17 protein-coding genes are annotated in these 20,536 nt (G+C 74.6%); 6 read left to right on the forward strand and 11 right to left on the reverse strand.

The annotated features are described in order from the left end of the window. Positions 1-590 precede the first annotated feature (590 nt). Entirely contained in the window at positions 591-1,310 is a 720-nt protein-coding gene (locus tag AC07BF_RS26430; RefSeq protein ID WP_063349393.1) for an SDR family NAD(P)-dependent oxidoreductase, read from the forward strand. Between the two features lie 87 nt (positions 1,311-1,397). On the opposite strand, the gene AC07BF_RS26435 is transcribed toward AC07BF_RS26430, so the two are convergent. The 3 genes from AC07BF_RS26435 to AC07BF_RS26445 all read right to left on the reverse strand — a co-directional run bounded on the left by AC07BF_RS26435 (position 1,398) and on the right by AC07BF_RS26445 (position 5,098). Then, the gene (locus AC07BF_RS26435; RefSeq protein ID WP_478334022.1) at positions 1,398-3,614 is read right to left on the reverse strand and encodes a heavy metal translocating P-type ATPase; all 2,217 of its coding nucleotides are present in this window, start codon (positions 3,612-3,614) and stop codon (positions 1,398-1,400) included. 177 nt (positions 3,615-3,791) lie between these two features. Continuing rightward, positions 3,792-4,121: a heavy-metal-associated domain-containing protein gene (locus AC07BF_RS26440; protein WP_363588576.1), complete on the reverse strand. Its 330-nt coding sequence runs from the start codon at positions 4,119-4,121 to the stop codon at positions 3,792-3,794. A 38-nt stretch (positions 4,122-4,159) separates the two neighbouring features. After that, entirely contained in the window at positions 4,160-5,098 is a 939-nt protein-coding gene (locus tag AC07BF_RS26445; protein ID WP_363588578.1) for a PrsW family intramembrane metalloprotease, read from the reverse strand. 160 nt (positions 5,099-5,258) lie between these two features. On the opposite strand from AC07BF_RS26445, the gene AC07BF_RS26450 reads away from it, so the two are divergent. Continuing rightward, positions 5,259-6,431, forward strand: a complete 1,173-nt coding sequence (locus AC07BF_RS26450; RefSeq protein WP_363588580.1) for a PP2C family protein-serine/threonine phosphatase — start codon at positions 5,259-5,261, stop codon at positions 6,429-6,431. An 84-nt stretch (positions 6,432-6,515) separates the two neighbouring features. Here the strand turns inward: AC07BF_RS26450 and dhaL are convergent, their stop codons facing one another. Both dhaL and dhaK read right to left on the reverse strand, forming a co-directional pair. Beyond that, positions 6,516-7,166, reverse strand: coding sequence for a dihydroxyacetone kinase subunit DhaL (dhaL, locus tag AC07BF_RS26455; RefSeq protein WP_363588582.1), 651 nt, complete (start codon positions 7,164-7,166; stop codon positions 6,516-6,518). A gap of 13 nt (positions 7,167-7,179) precedes the next feature. Continuing rightward, a complete protein-coding gene (gene dhaK / locus AC07BF_RS26460; RefSeq protein WP_363588584.1) occupies positions 7,180-8,175 on the reverse strand; it encodes a dihydroxyacetone kinase subunit DhaK in 996 nt (331 codons plus the stop codon). Between the two features lie 157 nt (positions 8,176-8,332). Between dhaK and dhaM the strand changes: the two genes are divergently transcribed. Then, positions 8,333-8,725, forward strand: a complete 393-nt coding sequence (gene dhaM / locus AC07BF_RS26465) for a dihydroxyacetone kinase phosphoryl donor subunit DhaM (protein WP_363588586.1) — start codon at positions 8,333-8,335, stop codon at positions 8,723-8,725. A 124-nt stretch (positions 8,726-8,849) separates the two neighbouring features. On the opposite strand, the gene AC07BF_RS26470 is transcribed toward dhaM, so the two are convergent. Then, a complete protein-coding gene (locus AC07BF_RS26470; RefSeq protein WP_363588588.1) occupies positions 8,850-10,577 on the reverse strand; it encodes a bifunctional 3'-5' exonuclease/DNA polymerase in 1,728 nt (575 codons plus the stop codon). A 155-nt stretch (positions 10,578-10,732) separates the two neighbouring features. Here AC07BF_RS26470 and AC07BF_RS26475 point away from each other — a divergent pair, with 155 nt between their 5' ends. Beyond that, entirely contained in the window at positions 10,733-12,757 is a 2,025-nt protein-coding gene (locus tag AC07BF_RS26475) for a M3 family metallopeptidase (RefSeq protein WP_363588590.1), read from the forward strand. Between the two features lie 27 nt (positions 12,758-12,784). Here AC07BF_RS26475 and AC07BF_RS26480 read toward each other — a convergent pair whose 3' ends face one another. After that, positions 12,785-14,233: a cellulase family glycosylhydrolase gene (locus tag AC07BF_RS26480; protein WP_400812199.1), complete on the reverse strand. Its 1,449-nt coding sequence runs from the start codon at positions 14,231-14,233 to the stop codon at positions 12,785-12,787. Positions 14,234-14,318: 85 nt separating this feature from the next. Next, entirely contained in the window at positions 14,319-14,951 is a 633-nt protein-coding gene (locus AC07BF_RS26485) for a TetR/AcrR family transcriptional regulator (RefSeq protein ID WP_363618826.1), read from the reverse strand. A gap of 127 nt (positions 14,952-15,078) precedes the next feature. Here AC07BF_RS26485 and AC07BF_RS26490 point away from each other — a divergent pair, with 127 nt between their 5' ends. Further along, positions 15,079-16,305, forward strand: a complete 1,227-nt coding sequence (locus tag AC07BF_RS26490) for an acyl-CoA dehydrogenase family protein (protein WP_363588595.1) — start codon at positions 15,079-15,081, stop codon at positions 16,303-16,305. 69 nt (positions 16,306-16,374) lie between these two features. On the opposite strand, the gene AC07BF_RS26495 is transcribed toward AC07BF_RS26490, so the two are convergent. The 3 genes from AC07BF_RS26495 to AC07BF_RS26505 all read right to left on the reverse strand — a co-directional run bounded on the left by AC07BF_RS26495 (position 16,375) and on the right by AC07BF_RS26505 (position 18,730). Then, the gene (locus AC07BF_RS26495; RefSeq protein WP_063349403.1) at positions 16,375-16,977 is read right to left on the reverse strand and encodes a phosphatase PAP2 family protein; all 603 of its coding nucleotides are present in this window, start codon (positions 16,975-16,977) and stop codon (positions 16,375-16,377) included. 218 nt (positions 16,978-17,195) lie between these two features. Continuing rightward, positions 17,196-18,005 (reverse strand): enoyl-CoA hydratase/isomerase family protein, encoded by an 810-nt coding sequence (locus AC07BF_RS26500; RefSeq protein WP_400812201.1) that lies wholly within the window; start codon positions 18,003-18,005, stop codon positions 17,196-17,198. Positions 18,006-18,040: 35 nt separating this feature from the next. Then, positions 18,041-18,730, reverse strand: coding sequence for a TetR/AcrR family transcriptional regulator (locus AC07BF_RS26505; protein ID WP_400812203.1), 690 nt, complete (start codon positions 18,728-18,730; stop codon positions 18,041-18,043). A gap of 151 nt (positions 18,731-18,881) precedes the next feature. Between AC07BF_RS26505 and AC07BF_RS26510 the strand changes: the two genes are divergently transcribed. Next, positions 18,882-20,366 carry an MFS transporter gene (locus AC07BF_RS26510; RefSeq protein WP_363588603.1) on the forward strand — a complete coding sequence of 495 codons (1,485 nt, stop codon included), beginning with the start codon at positions 18,882-18,884 and terminating at the stop codon, positions 20,364-20,366. Positions 20,367-20,536 lie beyond the last annotated feature (170 nt).

Genomic DNA, 20,536 nt, shown 5'->3' on the forward strand with positions numbered 1-20,536 from the left:
CGCCACACGGCCGCCCCCGCCGCCAGGCCTCCCTTTCCGCGCGCCGACCAGAGCCCACCAGCCCATACGCCCCCGTCCCTTCCCCCCCCCCTCCCCCCTTCCGCGTCCCCGTGCGGTGGGCCCGGGTGGGCGCCCGCGCGGGGACGGAACCGTACGGCGCACGACTCCGGGGCCGGGCCGAAGCCGGGGACGGCCGCTCAAAGCGTCCCTGACCCGCCGCAACCCCGGCGTCGTGCGCGAAGGCCGTCAAGGTCGACGACCGTCCCGGGGCCCGCCGGAGCCCCGTCGGCGGCAGTCGGTGGAAGCGCGGGGACGCATTGCCGTTCGTCGCGTCTCCGCCCATCGGAAAACTGCCGCACTACCAACCTAAGACGTATCAGGGTGCGAGAAGTTACGCCCGGGGGGTGTGAGCTGCCTCTCGCCACGCTCCGTGTGCACGTCGTGCCGAGCCCATATCACACGTTCCCGCGCGCGCGACGTCACCCTCCCCGCAGTCACGGCAACCGAGCGTGATAGGAATCGTGGCATTCCGGTACGGACCGTCCCGCACCCTCGCAGCGTGGCGGCGGAGCTGGGGAGGGAGTGCGCAGATGGCCAGGAACGTCGTTGTCACCGGCGGTGGCACGGGAATCGGGTACGAAGTCGCGCGGCGGTTCGCCGAGGCGGGCGAACGGGTCGTGATCGTGGGCCGCCGCCGCGCGGTCCTGGAGAAGGCCGCGGCGGACCTCGGGCCGAACGTCACCCCGCTGGTGTGCGATCTCGCCGACCCCGATGCCGTCGAGGCCGCGCTCGCCGAACTGCCCGAGCGGATCGACGTCCTGGTCAACAACGCCGGCAGCCGGGAGACCGTGATCGGCGCCGGGCCGCACGCCCTGCTGGCCCGCTGGCGCGGTGACTTCGAGCGCAACGTGCTGACCGTGGTGCTGCTCACCGAGTCGATCCGGGACCGGCTCACCCCCGGAGCCGGCCGGGTGGTCACCATCAGCTCGATCGCCGCCCTGCGCGGGGCCGGCTCGTTCGGCGCGGCGAAGGCCTCGCTGCACGCCTGGAACCACTTCCTGGCCGCCCAGTTGGGTACCTCCGGGATCACCGCCAACATCGTCGCGCCCGGGACGGTGGCCGGCACCGAGTTCTTCGGCCCCCGGCTGGACGAGGCCGAGGTCTCCCGCCGGGCGGCCCGCACCCTGCTGGGCCGGATCGGGGAGACCGGTGAGGTCGCGGCCGCGGTCTACTTCCTGGCCTCGCCCGAGGCCGGGTTCATCACCGGCGAGATCCTGCACTGCAACGGCGGCGAGCTGCTCGGGCGCTGACGCGTTGGCGCGTTGGCGCGTTGGCGCGTTGGCGCTGGGAAGGGTCCGGACCGGGCGGTCCGGGCCCTTCCGCGTCGCGTGGGCGGGTCAGGCGGGCTGGAAGCGGCGCAGGCGCAGGCTGTTGGTGACCACGAAGACCGAGGAGAAGGCCATCGCGGCCCCCGCGATCATCGGGTTGAGCAGCCCGGCGGCGGCCAGCGGGATCGCTGCCACGTTGTAGCCGAAGGCCCAGCACAGGTTGCCCTTGATGGTGCCGAGCGTGCGGCGGGAGAGCCGGATGGCGTCGGCCGCCGAGCGCAGGTCGCCGCGGACCAGGGTGAGGTCGCCGGCCTCGATCGCGGCGTCGGTGCCGGTGCCCATCGCCAGGCCCAGGTCGGCCTGGGCGAGGGCGGCCGCGTCGTTGACGCCGTCGCCGACCATCGCCACGACCCTGCCCTCGGCCTGGAGCCGCTTGACGGTGGCGACCTTGTCCTCGGGCAGCACCTCGGCGACCACGTCCGCCGGGGCGATGCCGACCTCGGCCGCGACGGCCTCGGCGACCGCCCGGTTGTCGCCGGTCAGCAGCACCGGACGCAGGCCCAGCGCGCGCAGCCGGGCGATCGCCTCGGCGCTGGTCGGCTTGACCTCGTCCGCGACCTCCAGGACGGCCCGGGCCTCGCCGTCCCAGCCCACCGCGATCGCGGTCCGCCCGGCCGCCTCGGCCGCGGCCTTGGCTCGGGCCAGGACGGGCGGCAGGTGCTGGGCCCGGTCGGCGAGCAGTGCCTCGCGCCCGGCCACCACCGCCCGGCCCTCGACGACGCCCTGCACGCCCCTTCCGGGGAGGTTGCGGAAGTCCTCGACCGGCGGCAGCGCGCCGGTCCGCTCCGCGGCGGCGGTGGCGATCGCGGCGGCGATCGGGTGCTCGGAGGCGTGCTCCAGGGCGCCGGCCAGGCGCAGCGCCTCGGTCTCGCCGACGCCCTCGGCGGTGTGCACGGCGAGCAGGGTCATCCGGCCGGTGGTGACGGTGCCGGTCTTGTCCAGGACGACGGTGTCGACCTTGCGGGTGGACTCCAGTACTTCGGGGCCCTTGATCAGGATGCCCAGCTGGGCGCCGCGGCCGGTGCCGACCAGCAGCGCGGTCGGGGTGGCCAGGCCCAGGGCGCACGGGCAGGCGATGATCAGCACGGCCACGGCGGCGGTGAACGCCTCGGTGGGGCTGTCGGCGGCCAGGAGCCAGCCGACCAGGGTGGCGAGCGCGAGCAGGATGACGACCGGGACGAAGACGGCGGAGATCCGGTCGGCGAGGCGCTGGGCGGCGGCCTTGCCGTTCTGGGCCTCTTCGACCAGTCGGGCCATCCGGGACAGCTGGGTGTCCGCGCCGATCCGGGTGGCCTCGACGACCAGCCGGCCGCCGGCGTTGACGGTGGCGCCGGTGACCTGGTCGCTGACGGAGACCTCGACCGGTACGGATTCGCCGGTGAGCATCGAGGCGTCCACCGCCGATCCGCCCTCGACCACCGTGCTGTCGGTGGCGATCTTCTCGCCCGGCCGGACCACGAACCGGTCGCCCACGGCCAGGCCGCCGACCGGGATCCGGACCTCGGCCCCGCCGCGCAGCACGGTGACGTCCTTGGCGCCGAGGTCGAGCAGGGCGCGCAGGGCGGCCCCGGCCCGGCGCTTGGAGCGGGCCTCCAGGTGGCGGCCGAGCAGGATCAGCACGGTGACGGCGGCGGCCGTCTCCAGGTAGAGGGTGGACGAGGCGTCGGTGTCGCCGATCGCCAGTGAGAAGTCGTGGTGCATGCCGGGCAGGCCCGCGTGGCCCCAGAACAGTGCCCAGAAGGACCAGCCGAAGGCGGCCAGGGTGCCGAGCGAGACCAGGGTGTCCATGGTCGCGGCGCCGTGCTTGAGGTTGGTCCAGGCGGCGCGGTGGAACGGCAGGCCGCCGTAGACCACGACCGGGCCGGTGAGGGCGAAGGCGAGCCACTGCCAGTTGGCGAACTGGAGGGCCGGGATCATCGACAGCATGACCACCGGGACGCTGAGGACGGCGCTGATCAGCAGTCGGTCGTACAGCGGGTCGGCGGTGTCGGTACCGGCACCGCTACTGACGTCGGCGTCGGCGCCGGTCGGGAGGGCGGGGGCCGGGGGCGGCGGGAGCTCGGCGGTGTAGCCGGTGCGCTCGACGGTGGCGATCAGGTCCTCGACCGTCACCCCGGGGCCGTAGTCGACCCGGGCCTTCTCGGTGGCGAGGTTGACGGTGGCTTCGACGCCGTCCATCCGGTTGAGCTTCTTCTCGATCCGGGTCGCGCAGGAGGCGCAGGTCATACCGCCGATCGACAGCTCGACCCGGTCCCGGACCCCGGGGGTGCCCTGGACGCCGGGGGCGGTGGTGACCAGTTCGCTTCGCTCGCTCATGCGGATCGGCTCCTCGGCAGCTCCTCGGTGGGGGTGTACGGCGGGGTCCGCTGCCCGGGCCCCGCCGTACCGGGTGTGCAGGGAGGCCTAGGCGCTGCGGCCGACCAGTTCGTAGCCGGCCTCGTCGACGGCGCTGCGGACCTGGTCGTCGTCCAGCGGGGCGAGGGAGGAGACCGTCACGGTGCCGGCCTTGGAGTCGGCGGCGACCTCGGTGACGCCGGTGAGGGCGGAGAGTTCCTCGCTGATCGCCTTCTCGCAGTGGCCGCAGCTCATGCCGGTCACGGTGTAGGTGGTGGTGCTGGACATCCGGGCCTCCGGGAGGTGTGGCGCCCCGGGCGTCGGCCCGGGCTCTACTCTGACAACACCATACCCCTCAGGGGTATTTCCGGGAGGGGCGGGTGAAGTGGCGCGCGTCACGGACGCGTGCGCCGGTCGAGCGTATGCGCCGGACCGCCTCAGGCCGGGGAGGCCGGGAGCTGAGCCGGGATCGGCGCGCGCTCGCGCCGGATCAGCAGCCGCAGCCAGAGCAGCCCGCCCAAGGAGACCACGAGCAGTCCGGCCGTGTCGTAGAGGGTGTACAGGTGCACCTGCTCGCTGGTGGGATCGGGCATGTGGCCGAGCTCGAACAGCGCGCGCTGCCAGGAGCTCGCGGTGGTCTTGGCGACCAGCCAGACGGCGATGCCGCTCGTGCTGTCCCAGAGCGCGTGCAGCACCGATACGCCCAGGTAGGTGACGACGACCGGGGTGGTGAAGCGGAACCGCCCGCCGCGGCGCTCGCTGAACAGCACCCCGCCGATGATCGCCGTCCACAGGATGTGGCCGACCGGCGCGAGCACCCCGCGCAGGATCTCCGTCTCGACCAGGTCCTCGAGCGAGAGTCCCTGGATGCTCAGCACGGCGTTGAACGCGTACCCGGCGCTCTCGAACGCGGCGAACCCCGCGCCGACGGTGGCGCCGAGCACCAGCCCGTGCCGCAGCCCGCTGACCCGCAGCCGGCGGCTCACCATGACCAGGGCGGCCAGCTTGGCCGCCTCCTCGATCAGGCCGACGGTGACGTACATCCAGGCCGAGGGCGAGACCAGGTAGCTCTCCAGCACCGAGGCGCCCAGGACGCCGATGATGCCGCCGATGCCGAAGCAGGCGAAGAGCCGGTCCGGGCCGAGGTCGCCGGCGTAGCGCTCGTAGGCCCAGATCACCAGGGTGGCCGGGACCAGGAAGCTGCCGAGCAGCACGATCGTCGGGACGAGGTTGCTGTTCCCGGTGAGGAACGTGACGACGACGGTGGCGCCCCAGAGCAGCAGGCCGACGGCGAAGACCTTCAGCCAGTGGTCGGACGTGGCCGTCGTGCGGGCCGGGGCGTCGGAGATGCGGGGGGTGTTGCGGTAGCCGGACACCGGACGGGGCCTCCTCGGGGTAGCCGCTTTGGTCGAACTGTATGACAAATGGGGCATTTGGGGGCGATCGGGGCGCTCGTGCGGCGGGTCGGCGGACGCGGTGGACGGAAACGCGGTAGGCGGGCGGGTGGGCGCCGCGAACGTCCCTTATGTTCGGTATGTGTTCCCGACCCGCCGTGCCCAGTCCCCCTCGGCCCCCAGCGCCGCCGGGCTGCCGCCGGACCGGCGGCGCGGCGCCCTGCTGGCCGCCGACCTCCAGGACGTGCCGTTCTGGCGGCGCGCCAGCCCGGCGCTGCTCGCCGTGCTCCTGGTCGCACTCGCTGACCTCCTCTCCGGCAAGGACCGCTACCTGGCACCGCTGATGACCGTCGTCCCGGCCGCCGCCGCGCTCACCCTCAGACCGGGCGAACTGCTCGCCGTCTGCGCGCTCGGTCTGCTCGCGGTCTTCGGGCTCAGCCACTACGACCAGGTCGACAACATCAACGACGCACGCTTCCTTTACGGTGCGATGGTCAGCTACGCCGTGCTGACGGTCTTCTCCGCCTGGGTCGCCAAGATCCGGATGCGGCGCGCGGCGGCCTTCGCGGCCGTCAGCTCCGTCGCCGAGGCCGCCCAGCGGGCCCTGCTGCGGCTGCCCGGGCCGGCCGTCGGGCCGCTGCGGCTGGCCGTCCGGTATGTGTCGGCGGCCGACGCCTCACGGATCGGCGGGGACCTGTACTCGGTGCTGGAGACACCGCACGGCACCCGGGTCGCGGTCGGGGACGTCCGGGGCAAGGGGCTCTCCGCCGTGCAGACCGCGGCCGTGGTGCTGGGCGCGTTCCGGGAGGCCGCGTACGACGAGGCCGGGCTGCGGGGCGTCGCGGCGCGGATCGAGGCCAGCGTCGAGCGGCACGTCCCGGACGGGGAGTTCACCACCGCGCTGTTCGCGGAGTTCCGCACGCCCGGGGTGATGGAACTGCTGCAGTACGGGCACGTTCCGCCGATCCGGGTCGACGGCGACGGGCGGGCGCACGTGCTGGACGCCCCCGACCCCTGGGTGCCGCTCGGTCTCGGACGGCTGGCGACCGGCGAACCGGCCAGCTGGGACCAGCCGTTCGGGGCGGAGGACGTCCTGGTGCTCTGCACGGACGGGGTGGTCGAGGCGCGGCACCGCAAGAGCGGGGAGTTCTACCCGCTGGCGGAGCGGGTCGGGCCGCTGGTGCGGGGCGCCACACGGTCGGAAGGGGATCTGGAGGCGGCGGTGGGGCGGGTGTACGCGGACCTGCTCGCGCACACGGGCGGGGAACTGCGGGACGACGCCCTGCTGCTGCTGATCACCAGGACGGACGGCTGACGGCCAGGCGGCTGAGGGCCGGACGGCTGAGGGCCAGAGACCCTCTCTCCTCGCGCGGGCGCCCGCGCGAGGAGAGAGGGTCTCTCAGGATGCGGTGACGTCGGCGAGGGCGCGGAAGAGCAGGGCGGTGGAGGTGGCGCCCGGGTCCTGGTGGCCGATGCTGCGCTCGCCGAGGTAGGAGGCGCGGCCCTTGCGGGCCTGGAGGGGGACGGTGTCGCGGGCGCCCTGGTCGGCGGCGTCGGCGGCCGCCGACGCCGCCTCGGGGAGGGCGGCCCCGGCGCCGGCCGCGGCACGGAAGGCGGCGACTGCCGGGGTGTAGGCGTCGACGATGGTCTTGTCCCCGGGCACGGCCTTGCCGAGGGCGCGGACGGCGTCCAGGCCGGCCGCCAGTGCCTCGGCGACGGCGGCCGGGCCGACGGGGTCGGCGGAGCCGGGCGGGGCGGGATCGGGCAGGGCGGCGCCGATGGCGCGGAAGGCCTTGCCGTAGAGCGGGCCGGAGGCGCCGCCGACCTTGGAGATCAGCGTGCTGCCCACCTTGGTGAGCACGGCGCCCGGGCCGGCCGGCTGGAGGCCGTCGAGGGCTGCCAGGGCGGCGGAGAAGCCGCGCCGGAGGTTGCTGCCGTGGTCGCCGTCGCCGATCGCCGAGTCCAGCTCGGTGAGCCGGTCCTGCTCCTTCTCGACGGCCGCGGCGATCGCGCGGACCCAGGCCTCGGCGAGGGGGGTGTCGAATTCCATGACGTCTCCTGGCTCAGGCCCGCTTGAGGGCGGGGGTGTCGACGGGCGCGTCCCACAGCTCCAGCAGCTGCGGGTCGACCTTGGTGAGGGTGAGCGAGAAGCCCGCCATATCCAGGCTGGTGACGTAGTTGCCGACCAGGCTGCGGGCCACCGTGATGCCGCGCTCGGCGAGCCGGGCGGCGACCTCGCCGTAGGCGATGTACAGCTCCAGCAGGGGGGTCGCGCCGAGGCCGTTGAGCAGGGCGATCACCTCGTCACCCGGGGCCAGGTGGTGGTCGGCGAGGACGGTGTCGACCACCTCGGCGGCCAGCGCGCGGGCCGGGCGCAGCTTCTCGCGGCGGCGGCCGGGCTCGCCGTGGATGCCGACGCCGACCTCGATCTCGTCCTCGGGCAGGTCGAAGCCGGGCTTGCCGGCGGCCGGGGTGGTGGCCGCGGTGAGTGCGATGGCGAAGGAGCGGGAGGCGGCGTTGACCCGCTCGCCCAGGGCGGCCACCTCGTCGAGCGGGGCGCCGCGTTCGGCCAGCGCTCCGGTGGCCTTCTCGACCAGGACGGTCGCCCCGGTGCCGCGGCGGCCGGCCGTCCAGGTGGAGTCCTCGACCGCGACGTCGTCATCGATCAGGACGGTGCGGACCGCGAGGCCCTCCTCGGCGGCGAGTTCGGCGGCGAGCTCGAAGTTCATCACGTCGCCGGTGTAGTTCTTCACGATGAAGACGACGCCGGCGCCGCTCTCCACGGCCTTGGCGGCGGCCAGCATCTGGTCCGGTACCGGGGAGGTGAAGACCTCGCCGGGACAGGCGGCGTCCAGCATGCCGGGGCCGACGAAGCCGCCGTGCAGCGGCTCGTGGCCGGAGCCGCCGCCGGAGATCACCGCGACCTTGGGCCCGGCCGGGCGGGTGGCCCGGGTGATCACCCGGTTGGGGATGTCCACCGTCAGCTCGGGGTGGGCGGCGGCCACTCCGGCCAACGCGTCCTCCAGGACACTCTCCGGGGTGTTGATCAGCTTCTTCAACGCTCTTCGCTCCCTTGTGCGGGTCGTCGGCCGTGGACGCTGCTGCCCCGACGCTACGCCAGACGGGGGCGGCGGGCACGGGGTGCGACACGCGGGATTCGAGTCACTCTCCCGGAGTAGCGGCGTCGGCCGCGGGGTCGGTCGTAGGGTCGGTCGCATGAGCGAACACGTGGGAATCGTCCTGGTCTCGCACAGCGCCCGACTGGCCGCCGGGCTGCGCGAGCTGCTCGCCGAACTCGCCTCGGGCGGCGTGCGGGTGGTGTGCGCGGCGGGGACGGAGGACGGCGGGCTCGGCACCAGCTACGACCTGATCGCGCGGGCCGTCGCCGAGGCGGACGGCGGGGCGGGCGTGGTCGTGCTGCCGGATCTCGGCAGCTCGGTGCTCACCGCCGTCACGGTGCTGGAGGACGAGCCGCGTCCGGGCGTGCGGCTGGTGGACGCGCCGTTCGTGGAGGGCGCGGTGGCGGCCGCCGTCACCGCCTCGACCGGGGCGGCGCTGGCGGAGGTGGTCGCGGCGGCCGAGGAGGCCCGCTCGTTCCGGAAGCTGTGAGGCCGCAGCTGTGAGGCCGTTGTGGTGAAGCCGTTGTGGTGAGGCGGTCGTGGCGAGGCCGTCATGGTGTGGCCGCGGTCGTGAAGGCCACAGCGGTGATGCCGCGGCCGTGACGCCGGGGCGGCTACTTGGCGTCGGCGTAGCAGTCCACCACCGCCGTGGTGAGCGGGAAGCGGACCGGGGTGTCGCCGAACACCAGGCGGCGGGCCTCGTCGGCCGCCTCGGCGACCGCGGCGGCCACCTCGTCGGCGAGGTTGGCCGGGGTGTGCACGATCACCTCGTCGTGCTGGAAGAACACCAGGTGCGGGCGCTCCGCCGGGCCGGCCACCGGAAGCTCGCCCAGCCGGCGGCGCAGGGCGGCGAGCAGGGCGAGCGCCCAGTCGGCGGCGCTGGCCTGGATGACGAAGTTGCGGGTGAAGCGGCCGCGGGCGCGGGCCTGCCGGCCGCCGGCCTCGCCGGCCGTGTCGGGGGACTCGGTGAGGTCGAGGAACTCGGCGGAGGCGGGCGGGCAGACCCGGCCCAGCCGGGAGGCGACCACCCCGCCGTCCTCGCCGGTGCGGGCGGCGGCCTCGACGTAGCCCATCGCGGCGGGGTAGCGGTGGCGCAGGGTGTTCAGCAGCGGGCCGATGTCGCCGCTGGTCTGCCCGTACATGGCGCCGAGCAGGCCGAGCTTGGCCTTGTCGCGGTCGCCCTGGAAGGCGTTGGCGGCCAGCGCCTCGTACAGGTCGCCGCCGGCGGCGGTGCGGGCCAGCCCGGCGTCCTGGGAGAGGGCGGCGAGCACCCGGGGCTCCAGTTGGGCGGCGTCGGCGACGACCAGCAGCCAGCCCGGGTCGGCGACGACGGCGCGGCGCAGGATGCGCGGGATCTGCAGCGCGCCGCCGCCGCGGCTGGCCCAGCGCCCGGAGACCACGCCGCCGACCACGTACTCGGGCCGGAACCGGCCGCCGCGGGCCCAGGCGTCCTGCCAGGCCCAGCCGTGCGCGGCGTGGATGCGGGACAGCTCCTTGTAGCGGATCAGCAGCGCGGCGGCCGGGTGGGTGACGCCCTTGAGCTCCCAGGAGCGGGTGGAGCCGAGCTGGATGCCGTTCTCGGCGAAGGCGCGCAGCACCTGGGTGTGCGAGTCGGGGTTGAACGGGCGCCCGCCGAGGGCCTGTTGGAGTTCGGCGGCGAGGTCGGCGAGCAGTCTCGGCTGGGCGCCGGGGACGGTCGGGCGGGGGCCGAGGAGTTCGGTGAGCAGCTGGTCGTGGACGTCGGCGCGCCAGGGCAGCCCGTCGTGCGCCATCTCGGCGGCGACCAGCGCGCCGGCGGACTCGGCGGCGACCAGCAGCCGGAACCGGTGCCGGGCGGCCGGGTCGGCGATCGCGGCGATCCGGCGCTGCTGCTCGGCGTGGACGGCGACGACGGCGGTCAGCGGGTCCGCGCGGGGCGGCAGTTGCAGCCGGTCGGGCGCGAACAGGGTGTCCTGCCCGTCGTCGGCCTCGGCGGAGCCGGGCTCGGGCAGGTCGTCCGGGACGGGCAGGCCGCGCAGCCGGGACCAGGCGGCGCCGAGCGAGCGCGGCGCGCCGAACCGGCCCTCGTGCGCCAGCAGCAGGGCCTCGACCAGGCGCAGGTCGTGGCAGCGGGCGAGCCGGTCGGGCAGCCGGGGCAGCAGCGGCGCGTAGGCGCTGTCGGTGGCGGCCCACACCCAGCGGGGCCCCGGCACATCGCTTCCGGCGGCCTCCCGGGCGGCGACGGCGGCGGCGAGGTCGGGGACCTTCTCGGGCGGGCCGAGCGGGGTGCCGGCGTCGTCGAGCGGCTGGAGCCGGCCGCCGGGGCCGTGCGGGTCGGGGGCGAGGGCCGTCCTGGGTGCCACGGGGGCGTCTCCTCTCCGGCGCGCTGTTCTGGCGTGCGGGTACGGGCACGGGTGTGCGGTCGTTCGGGTGTCCGGGCTCGACGTTAACGGGTGGGTACGACAACGGGGGCGGGGGCGCATAGGCAGGGTGGGTGACACCGCGTAGGGTCGGCGAAATGACCGAGAACCCGTTCTTCAAGCCCAGCCCCCTGGTCTACGAACTGCCGCCCTTCGCCGAGATCCGGCCGGAGCACTTCCTGCCCGCGTACGAGCGCGGGATGGCGGAGCAGCTGGCCGAGATCGCGGCGATCACCGCGGATCCGCGGCCGCCGACGCCGGACAACACCCTGGTCGCCCTGGAGCGTTCCGGGGAGCTGCTGCGCCGGGTGGACGCGGTGTTCCGCAACCAGTCGGCCTCGGACACCAGCGAGCTGGTCGACGAGGTGGAGACCGAGGTGAGCCCGCTGCTGGCCGCGCACCACGACGCGATCCACCTGGACCGCGCCCTGTTCGCGCGGATCGAGGAGCTGTACGGGCGCCGCGCCGAGCTGGGTCTGGACCCGGAGTCGCTGCGGCTGCTGGAGACCCGGCACACCCGTTTCGTCCGCTCCGGCGCCCGGCTGGGCGAGGCCGAGCAGGCCCGGCTGCGCGAGCTGAACGCCGAACTCGCCGCGCTCGGCACGACGTTCCAGCAGAACGTCAACGCCGCCACCAAGGCCGCCGCGCTGGTCGTGGACGCGGCCGAGGAACTGGACGGGCTGTCCGCGGACGAGGTCGCCGCCGCTGCGGAGAACGCCCGGGTGCTCGGGTACGAGGGCCGGTTCGCGCTGTCCCTGAAGAGCACCTCCGGCCAGCCCGAACTGGCCCGGCTGACCGACCGGTCGGTGCGCGAGCGGCTGCTGGCGGCCTCGCTCGACCGGGGCCTGGCGGCCAACGGCCCGCTGGCGATCCGGATGGCCGGGCTGCGCGCCGAGCGGGCCGCGCTGCTGGGGCACCCGAGCCACGCCGCGTACGTGGTGGAGGACGAGACCGCGGGCACGGTGGAGGCGGTGTCCGGGCTGCTGGCCCGGCTGGTGGGTCCGGCGGTGGCCAATGCCCGCCGGGAGGCCGCCGAGCTGGCCAAGCTGGCGGCGGCGGACGGGATCGAGGAGATCGCCGCGCACGACTGGGCGTACTACTCGGAGAAGGTCCGGCAGAGCTCCTACCAGGTGGACGCGGCGGTGCTGCGCCCGTACTTCGAGCTGGAGCGGGTGCTCCGGGACGGCGTGTTCTTCGCGGCGGGGCTGGCGTACGGGCTGACCTTCACCGAGCGGCCGGACCTGACGGCCCACCACCCGGACGCGCGGGTCTTCGAGGTGTTCGAGGAGGACGGCGGTTCGCTGGGCCTGTTCATCGGCGACTTCCACGCCCGGGCGTCCAAGCGCGGCGGTGCCTGGATGGACGAGCTGGTGAGCCAGTCGGGGCTGACCGGTCGGCGGCCGGTGGTGCTCAACAACCTGAACATCGCCCGCCCGGCGCCGGGCGAGCCGGTGCTGCTGGCCTGGGACGAGGTGCGCACGCTCTTCCACGAGTTCGGGCACGCGCTGCACGGGCTGTTCTCGGACGTGCGGTACCCGCTGTTCGCGGGCACCTCGGTGCCCCGGGACTTCGTCGAGTTCCCCTCGCAGGTCAACGAGATGTGGATGGTCCGGCCGGAGGTGCTGGCCAACTATGCGCGCCACCACGTGACCGGGGAGCCGCTGCCGGCCGATCTGGTCGAGCGGATGGTGGCGGCCGAGGGCTTCGGGGAGGGCTTCCGGACGGTGGAGTACCTCGCGGCGACGCTGCTGGACTGGGCCTGGCACACCGTGCCGCAGGGCCGGGAGATCGCGGACGCCGAGGAGTTCGAGGCACGGGCGCTGGCGGAGGCCGGGATCGCGGTGCCGGCGATCCCGCCGCGCTACCGGACGGCGTACTTCCAGCACGTCTTCGCCAGCGGCTACAGCGCCGGGTACTACGCGTACATCTGGTCGGAGGTGCTGGACGCCGACACCGTGCAGTGGTTCGAGGGCAACGGGCGCGCGGTGCGGGAGAGCGGCGAGCTGTTCCGGCGCGAGCTGCTGGCGCGCGGCTACGGCCGGGACCCGCTGGAGTCCTTCCGCGCGGTGGTCGGCCGGGCGCCGGAGACCGGTCCGCTGCTGGCGCGGCGGGGCCTGCTCTAGGCGCCTCCCGGGCGGCCCCGGCGGCGGTCAGCGCGGTGTGACCGTGACCGTCACCGGGGTGCCCGGGCGGGCGTGCGGGAGGCGGATCCGGACGGTGCCGGCCTGCCCGCCGGCCGGCTGCTCGACGTCGACGCGGTCGGCGGCGGGGGTGACGGTGACCTCGGCGCCGTGCGGGAACGCCGCCGGGGGCAGGACGAGTTCGCTGCCGTGCCGGGTGCCGTCGGCGCTCCAGCGGACGGTGGCGGCGTCGGTGCGCACGTCCGTCCCGGCGACGGCCGCCGGGTACGGGCCGAAGGCGGGCTCGTCGCCGGGGGCGGGGCGCCCGGCCGGGTCGAGCGCGCAGTAGCCGCCGGTGCCGCGGCACCAGTACCACATGGTCCAGCCCTCGGCGAAGCCGTCCATCGCGGCGACCTGCCGGCGGACCAGCAGGGTGTTGCCCGGCCTGCGGGAGTCGGGCGGGCCCCATTCGCCGACCAGGACGGGCAGGCGGTGGGCGGCGGGGTAGGCGGTGACGGCGGCGGTGTAGCGCTCGACGAAGCCGTCGGCCGGGTCCCAGTCGGCGCCGTTCTCGACCGCGGTGTCGTAGAAGTGCGGTGCGTAGCCGAGCCGGGGCGGGCCGGGGCGCGGGTCGTCGAAGCCGGGCAGCCGGGTGGGCACGCCCTGGCCGACCAGGACGGTGGGTTCGACGAGCAGCCAGGCGCGATGGTCGACCCGGCGCACGGCGGCGATCAGGCGGCGGTACATGTCGGCGAGCCGGCCCTGTTCGAGGGCGGCGGAGGCGGCGGCGAGCACGGCCGGGTCGCTCGGGTCGCCGTCCACCGGGCCGAACGGCTCGTTGAACAGGTCGTAGCCCAGCAGCGAGCGGTGGCCGCGCAGTTCGAGGGCGAGCCGGGTGTAGAAGTCGGCCTGCCAGGCGCGCAGGTCGGGGTCGTCGTAGAGGTGGCGGAAGGCGGCCTGGACGGCGGGCTGGAAGTAGCCGGCGAACCAGTCGTTCGGGTCGGGGGTGAACGGCAGGCCGTCGTCCCGGGTGGCCCAGGGCGGGATGCCGCGGTCGCCGCCGCCGAACGCCGGCCCGTAGACGTCCTGGTGCAGGTCGATCAGGGCGAGCAGGCCGTACCGGTCGGCCCAGCCGAGGAGTTGGCGCAGCCGGTGCAGTTCGGCCGGGTCGAGGCGGCCGCGGACGGGCTCCAGCCTGTTCCAGGAGACCGCCACCCGGATCAGGGTGAAGCCCTGCGCGGCCAGGGACTTGAGGTCGGCCTCGGTGGTCTCGGCGTACTTGTCGAGGTTGAAGCCGCGCAGTTGGAGGCGGCGGCCCTGGGCGTCGGTGAAGGCGGTGCGGCCGTCGGGGCCGGTGGCCGTCGCGGCGGGGAACCGCGCGGGCGGGCCGGTGTGCGCGGCGGCGGGGGTGGCGGGGGCCGCGGTGAGGGCCGTGGTGGCGGCGAGCAGCAGGGCGGCGGCGGTGCGGCGCAGGCGCATCGGGACCTCGTACGGCGCGGGGGTGGGGGCCCGATGATGCCCGCGGTGCCACGTGTCGCACAAGGGCCCTGCGCGGAAGGGGAGTTCAGTCGGCGTCCGGGGTCGGGGCCGGGGTCGGGGCCGGGGTGGCGGGGGTGGGCAGGTCCGCGGCGGCGGCCAGGCGGCCCCAGAGCAGGTCGGCGAGCGCCTGCACCATGCGGGTGCGTGAGCAGGGTCTGGTCTCCAGCCACCAGTCGCCGGCCGCCAGCACCATGCCGGTGATGCCCCGGCCCCAGGCCTCGGCGAGCAGCTCGCGGTCCGCGCCGAGGTCGACCTGGCTCTGCACGGCCCGGGTGATCTCCGCGGCGATCTGCCGCAGCGCGGGGGCGAGCGCGGTGCCGGCGCCGCTCGGGTCGCCCGGTTCGGGGTGGGTGAGCAGCCGGTAGACCTGCGGGCGGGCCTCGATCCCGGCCAGGTAGGTGTCCAGGACGTGTTCGACCCGGTCGCGGCGCTCCAGCGGTGCGGCGAGGGCGGCCCGGACGGCGGCCAGCAGGCCGCCGGTGTGGCGCTCGGTGAGGGCTGTGATCAGGCCGTTCCGGTCGCCGAAGTGGCGGTAGAGGATCGGTTTGGTGATGCCGGCCTCGGCGGCGATGGCGTTCATGCTGGCGGTCGGGCCGTCCCGCTGGATGACCCGGTCGGCGGCGTTGAGCAGCTGCTCGCGGCGGGGCTCTCGGGACATGTGCTGCTCCTCGGGGTCGGGGTCTGACCGGGCGTTGACACCAGTTACCAATCAGTAGCAGACTCCGACGATGTTACCCGAGGTAACCCCCCTGGTCGGCCGTACCCCTTCTTCGGAGGCAAGCACCATGAGCAGCACGTTCTCGCTGGACCCGGGCGCGGACCAGCTCGCCGTACGCGACTGGCTGCACGGCTTCGCCGCCGACGTCGTCCGCCCCGCCGCGGCCGAGTGGGACGAGCGCGAGGAGACCCCCTGGCCGATCATCCAGGAGGCCGCCAAGCTGGGCATCTACTCGCTGGACTTCTACGCCCAGCAGTACTTCGACCCCTCCGGCGTCGGCATCCCGATCGCCATGGAGGAGCTGTTCTGGGGCGACGCGGGCATCGGGCTGTCCATCGTCGGCACCACGCTGGCCGCCGTCGCGGTGCTCGCCAACGGCACCGACGAGCAGATCGGCACTTGGACCCCGCAGATGTTCGGCACCCCGGACGACCTCAAGGTGGCCGCGTTCTGCTCCTCCGAGCCCGACGCCGGCTCCGACGTCTCCGCGCTGCGCACCCGGGCGGTGTACGACGGGGCCAAGGACGAGTGGGTGCTCAACGGCACCAAGACCTGGGCCACCAACGGCGGGATCGCCGCCGTCCACGTCGTCGTCGCCACCGTCGACCCGGAGCTGGGGGCGAAGGGCCAGGCCTCCTTCGTCGTCCCGCCGGGCACCCCCGGACTGAGCCAGGGCCAGAAGTTCAAGAAGCACGGCATCCGCGCCTCGCACACCGCCGAGGTGGTGCTGGACGACGTCCGGGTGCCCGGCAGTTGCCTGCTCGGCGGCAAGGAGAAGCTGGACGAGCGGCTGGCCCGGGCCCGCGAGGGGGTCAAGCGCCCGGGGGGCAGGGGCAACGCGGCGATGGCCACCTTCGAGGCCTCCCGGCCGGCCGTCGGCGCGCAGGCGATCGGCATCGCCCGGGCCGCGTACGAGGTGGCGCTGGACTACGCGAGGACCCGCGAGCAGTTCGGCCGCCCGATCATCGACAACCAGGGCGTGGCCTTCCAGCTCGCCGACATGAAGACCCGGATCGACGCCTCCCGCCTGCTGGTGTGGCGGGCCTCCTGGATGGCGGCCAACAACCAGCCGTTCACCGCGGCCGAGGGCTCGATGTCCAAGCTGTACGCGGGCGAGACGGCCAAGTGGGTCACCGCGCAGGCGATGCAGATCCTCGGCGGCAACGGCTTCACCCGGGAGTACCCGGTGGAGCGGATGCACCGGGACAGCGCGATCTACTCGATCTTCGAGGGGACCAGCGAGATCCAGCGGCTGGTGATCGCGCGGGCGATCTCGGGGATGCCGATCCGCTGAGCCCGCTGGGTCCGTCGAGCCTGCTGAGCCCGCTGGGCTACCGGGCTGTCGGGCCGGCGGCCCGTCGGGCTACCGGGCCGCCCAGAAGGCGAGTCCGGCGGTGAGCGCGCCCACCGCCGCGCCGACGATGGTCTGCGCGGTGGTGTGGTCCCGCAGCACCACCCGGGACCAGCCGATCGCCGCGACCAGCGGGGCGAGCAGCAGCCACAGCGGGCCGAGCGCGATCCCGAGGCAGACCACCGCGCCGGCGGCGACGGCGGTGTGCACGGAGACCTTCCACCAGACGGTGATCACCAGGATCGGGACCAGCGAGGCGAACATCGCCAGCACCATCGCGGTCAGGTCGGCCGGGGCGTCCAGCCAGAGCATCACGGCGAAGCTGGTCGCGACCGAGCCCATGATGAACGGGATGACGGTCAGCCGGCGCTGCCGATGGCCGACGTGGCGGTCCTCCAGGGTGCCCTTGCGGATGCCGCGCTGGATGAACATGGTCGGGATGACGGCCGCGAACAGGGCCGCGAAGGCCGCCCAGCCGAGGCCCGTCCAGCCGTAGCGGATGACGCCCATCAGCGGGAGCATCGCGATGATGACGTTCTTCGGCTCGACGCCGTCGGTGACCCGGCGGGCCCAGATCGTCCGGCTGGTGGGGGCGGTCGTGGCCTCGGTGGTCATCGGGGTGTGTGCTCCGGGTGCGCAAAGGGGTCGGCGTGAAGGGGCGGTGCGAGGGATCGGCGTGACGGGTCGGCGTGACGGGGGCGTCAGGGCGGGGGTGTCGGGACGGCCCGGCACCGATCGGATGATCGTACGCGAGCCCGTCCTCGCGGCCGGTGCCCGGACCCGGGGCCCGGTCCCGGTCGGAGTCGACGTCCGGACCCGGCGCCCGGCCCCGGTCAGAACCGCGCCGGGCGGCCCTCCAGGAAAGCGGCCAGCCCCTCGGACACGTCCGAGGTCTCCCGGGAACGGCGCTCCCAGGGCGCCAGCGCCTGTGCCGCCCGCTCCGCCGGGACGGCCAGCGCGGCCTTCACCGCGCCGATGGTCTGGGCCGAGCGCCGGGTCAGCAGCCGGGCGAACTCCAGTGCCGCGGCGTCCAGTTCGGCACCCGGCAGGACGCGCTCCGCCAGGCCCAGCGGCAGCGCGTCGCGGCCCGTCACCAACTCGCCGGAGAACAGCAGGTACTTGGCGCGGGCCGGGCCGACCAGCCGGGCCAGCCGCACGGTCGGTACCGCCGGGTAGACCACGCCGAGCTTGGCCGGGGTGATCCCCAGCCGGGCGTCCTCGGCGACGAACCGCAGGTCGCACGCGACGGCCAGCTGGCAGCCGCCGCCCACGCAGGCGCCCTGCACCACGGCGACGGTCGGGTGCGGGAAGGCCGCCAGCGCCTCCTCGGCGGCGACGTTGACCGCGTGGTAGGCGTCCGCGCACTCCGGATCGCCGTACACCTCGGCGAGTTCGGCGATGTCCGCGCCCGCGCTGAAGGTGCCGCCGGCGCCGGTGACCAGCAGGGCGCGCACCCCCGGCTGCTCGGCGAGGCGCAGCAGCACCTTCGGCAGCGCCTGCCAGATCTCCAGGGTCACCGCGTTGCGCCGGTGCGGTCGGGCGAACTCCAGGACGGCGACGCCGTCCTCGCCGACGTACGCGTGCAGGCCCTCGGCGTGGGCTGGCAGGGCGGAGCGGTCCCGCGTGAGCAGCGGCTGGTCCATGCGCACCTCCGGGCGGTCGTGGTGCGCCCACTCTCTCAGGAGGCGACGGCGCAGTAGTCTCCGAGGCCGCCCTCGACCAGGGCGAAGGCGCGCGCGGCCCGGTCGAGGGCGGCGGGCAGGGCGGCCGTGGCGCGTTCGCCGGCCAGCATCCGGCGCTGGTTCTCGGTGGTCAGGGCCAGTCGGGCGGCGAGCAGTTGGGCGGCGGCGATCTGTGCGGTGAGCTCGTCGTGGGCCGGGTCCTGGGCGAGGAGTTCGGTGGTCAGCAGGCCCTGCGCGTGCCGGCCGAAGCCGGCGGTGGCGCGCATCGCCAGGGCCGGTGTGCGGTGGATCAGCCGGACCACGTCGAGCACGAGCGGTTCGTCGCTCAACCCGGTGGCCGGGTCGTGCTGCTCCAGCGCGGCGAGGTACTGCTCGCGCAGCGCTGCCACCGCCGAGGTGCCGGGGGCGCGTTCGCGGACCACCCGGGCCGGCTCGTCGAGGTGCTGCTCCATGGGGGCCATGACCAGGTCTTCCTTGGTGGGGAAGTAGTTGAAGACGGTCATCTTGGACACCTCGGCGGCGGCCGCGATCTCGGCCACCGAGACCTGGTCGAAGTCCCGCTCGGCGAACAGCCCGATGGCGGTGCGCCAGATCCGGATGCCGGTCTGGATCTTCTTGCGCTCGCGCAGCGGAAGGGCGTCGAGGTCGCGGTCGTCGTCGGGGCTGAAGCCGGTGTGCGTCGCCATGGTTCGACTGTACCAGGATCAAAGATCGACCAGGATAAAGATTGAGCCGAGCTTAAGAATTGACCAGGTATAAAAAAACTGCCATGGTGAGGACGTGCCGCCGGCCGCACCGGCCCGGCCCGAACTCCACCGACCCTGGGGGGACTTACCGATGGCACCCGCTGCCCTGATGACACCGGCCCAGCGCAACCTGGGCATGCTGCTCTGCCTGGTCACGATCGTGCTGGCCGTGCTCGACATGAACATCGTGTCCGCGGCCACCGTGCCGATCGTCCGGGAGCTCGACCCCGTCCACGGCATCGACCGACTGCCCTGGCTGATCAGCTCGTTCGCTCTCGCCGCGACCGCGCTGCTGCCGCTCTACGGCAAGCTCTGCGACCTGTACGGCGCCAAGCGCGTGCTGCTCGGCGCGGTCGGCACCTTCCTGGTCGGCTCGGCGCTCTGCGGGTTCGCGCAGTCGATGGGCCAGCTGATCGCCTTCCGGGCCGTCCAGGGCATCGGCGGCGGCGGGCTGATGAGCGTCACCATGGTGGTCATCGCCCACCTCAAGGACCCGGCCGAGCGCGGCAGCGGCAAGGGCGGCGCGATGGGCGGGGTCGTCGCGGGCATCGGCATGGCGGTCGGCCCGCTGATCGGGGCGCTGTTCACCGACCACCTCAGCTGGCGCTGGATCTTCTACATCAACCTGCCGCTCGGCCTGCTCGTCCTGGTCGGCACCGCCCTGGTGATCAAGCTGCCGCCGGCGGCCGGCCGCCGCAGCCTGGACTTCCTCGGTGCGGCCCTCGCCGCCGCCTTCGCGACCGGGCTGCTGCTGGTCACCGAGTGGGGCGGCAAGGACTACGCCTGGACCTCCCCGGTGATCCTCGGGCTCGTCGCCGCCACCCTGGCCGCGCTCGGCCTCTTCGTGTGGCGCCAGGCCACCGCCGCCGAGCCGGTGCTGCCGCTGTCGCTGTTCCGGATCAGCGTGGTGCGCCTCGGCTTCGCGATCCAGGGCCTGGTCGGGATGGGCATGACCGGCTCGATCGTCTACGTGATGCTCTACCTGCAGATCGCCCGCGGCATCGACCCCACCTCGGCCAGCCTCTACCTGATCCCGATGGCGGGCGGGATGACGGCGGTCGGCCTGCTGGCCGGCCGGCTCACCGCCCGCGGCCATGCGGAGCGCACCTTCCTGGTGGCCGGCGCGGGCTGTGCGGCGATCGCCCTGCTCCTGCTCGGCCTCAGCGGCCCGACCACCGGGCTCTGGGCGGTCTGCGGCGAACTCGTCCTGCTGGGCTTCGGGATGGGCCAGCTGATCGGCCAGCTGGTCACGGTGGTGCAGGAGTCCGTCCCCCGGCACCAGCTCGGCGTCGCGACCACCGGGATCCGCTTCTTCCAGACCCTCGGCAGTGCGCTCGGTGCGGCGCTCTTCGGCACCGTGCTGGCCCGGGCCTTCGCGGACGGCGAGCCCGGCCTGCCGCTCGGCGCCGTCCGGACGCTCGGCGGCGCGGCCCGCGAGCACGCGCTGCGCAGCTTCACGGACGCGGTCGACGTGGTGTTCCTGTCGGCCGGCGGCCTGCTGGTGCTGGTCCTGCTGCTCGCGCTGCGGGTGCCCAGGACGGTGGCGGCGGCGGAGCCGCCGGTGCTGGCGGCCTGAGGGGCCTGAGCGGCCTGAGGGGCTGGGGCCCGGGGGCGACGGCCCGGGGAGGGGGGGGGGGGGGGGGGGGGGGGGGGGGGGGGGGGGGGGGGGGGGGGGGGGGGGGGGGGGGGGGGGGGGGAGGGGGGGAGGAGGGGGGGGGGGGGGGGGCGGGGAGGAGTTTGGCACAG

It is taken from the genome of Kitasatospora sp. NPDC043950, from assembly GCF_056435345.1.

Coding starts and splice junctions, on each gene's coding strand:
- AC07BF_RS26430 (WP_063349393.1), top strand. CDS start 591: ATGGCCAGGAACGTCGTTGTCACCGGCGGTGGCACGGGAATCGGGTAC.
- AC07BF_RS26490 (WP_363588595.1), top strand. CDS start 15,079: ATGAGCAGCACGTTCTCGCTGGACCCGGGCGCGGACCAGCTCGCCGTA.
- dhaM (WP_363588586.1), top strand. CDS start 8,333: ATGAGCGAACACGTGGGAATCGTCCTGGTCTCGCACAGCGCCCGACTG.
- AC07BF_RS26480 (WP_400812199.1), bottom strand. CDS start 14,233: ATGCGCCTGCGCCGCACCGCCGCCGCCCTGCTGCTCGCCGCCACCACG.
- AC07BF_RS26475 (WP_363588590.1), top strand. CDS start 10,733: ATGACCGAGAACCCGTTCTTCAAGCCCAGCCCCCTGGTCTACGAACTG.
- AC07BF_RS26435 (WP_478334022.1), bottom strand. CDS start 3,614: ATGACCTGCGCCTCCTGCGCGACCCGGATCGAGAAGAAGCTCAACCGG.
- AC07BF_RS26510 (WP_363588603.1), top strand. CDS start 18,882: ATGGCACCCGCTGCCCTGATGACACCGGCCCAGCGCAACCTGGGCATG.
- dhaL (WP_363588582.1), bottom strand. CDS start 7,166: ATGGAATTCGACACCCCCCTCGCCGAGGCCTGGGTCCGCGCGATCGCC.
- AC07BF_RS26485 (WP_363618826.1), bottom strand. CDS start 14,951: ATGTCCCGAGAGCCCCGCCGCGAGCAGCTGCTCAACGCCGCCGACCGG.
- AC07BF_RS26495 (WP_063349403.1), bottom strand. CDS start 16,977: ATGACCACCGAGGCCACGACCGCCCCCACCAGCCGGACGATCTGGGCC.
- AC07BF_RS26505 (WP_400812203.1), bottom strand. CDS start 18,730: ATGGCGACGCACACCGGCTTCAGCCCCGACGACGACCGCGACCTCGAC.
- AC07BF_RS26500 (WP_400812201.1), bottom strand. CDS start 18,005: ATGGACCAGCCGCTGCTCACGCGGGACCGCTCCGCCCTGCCAGCCCAC.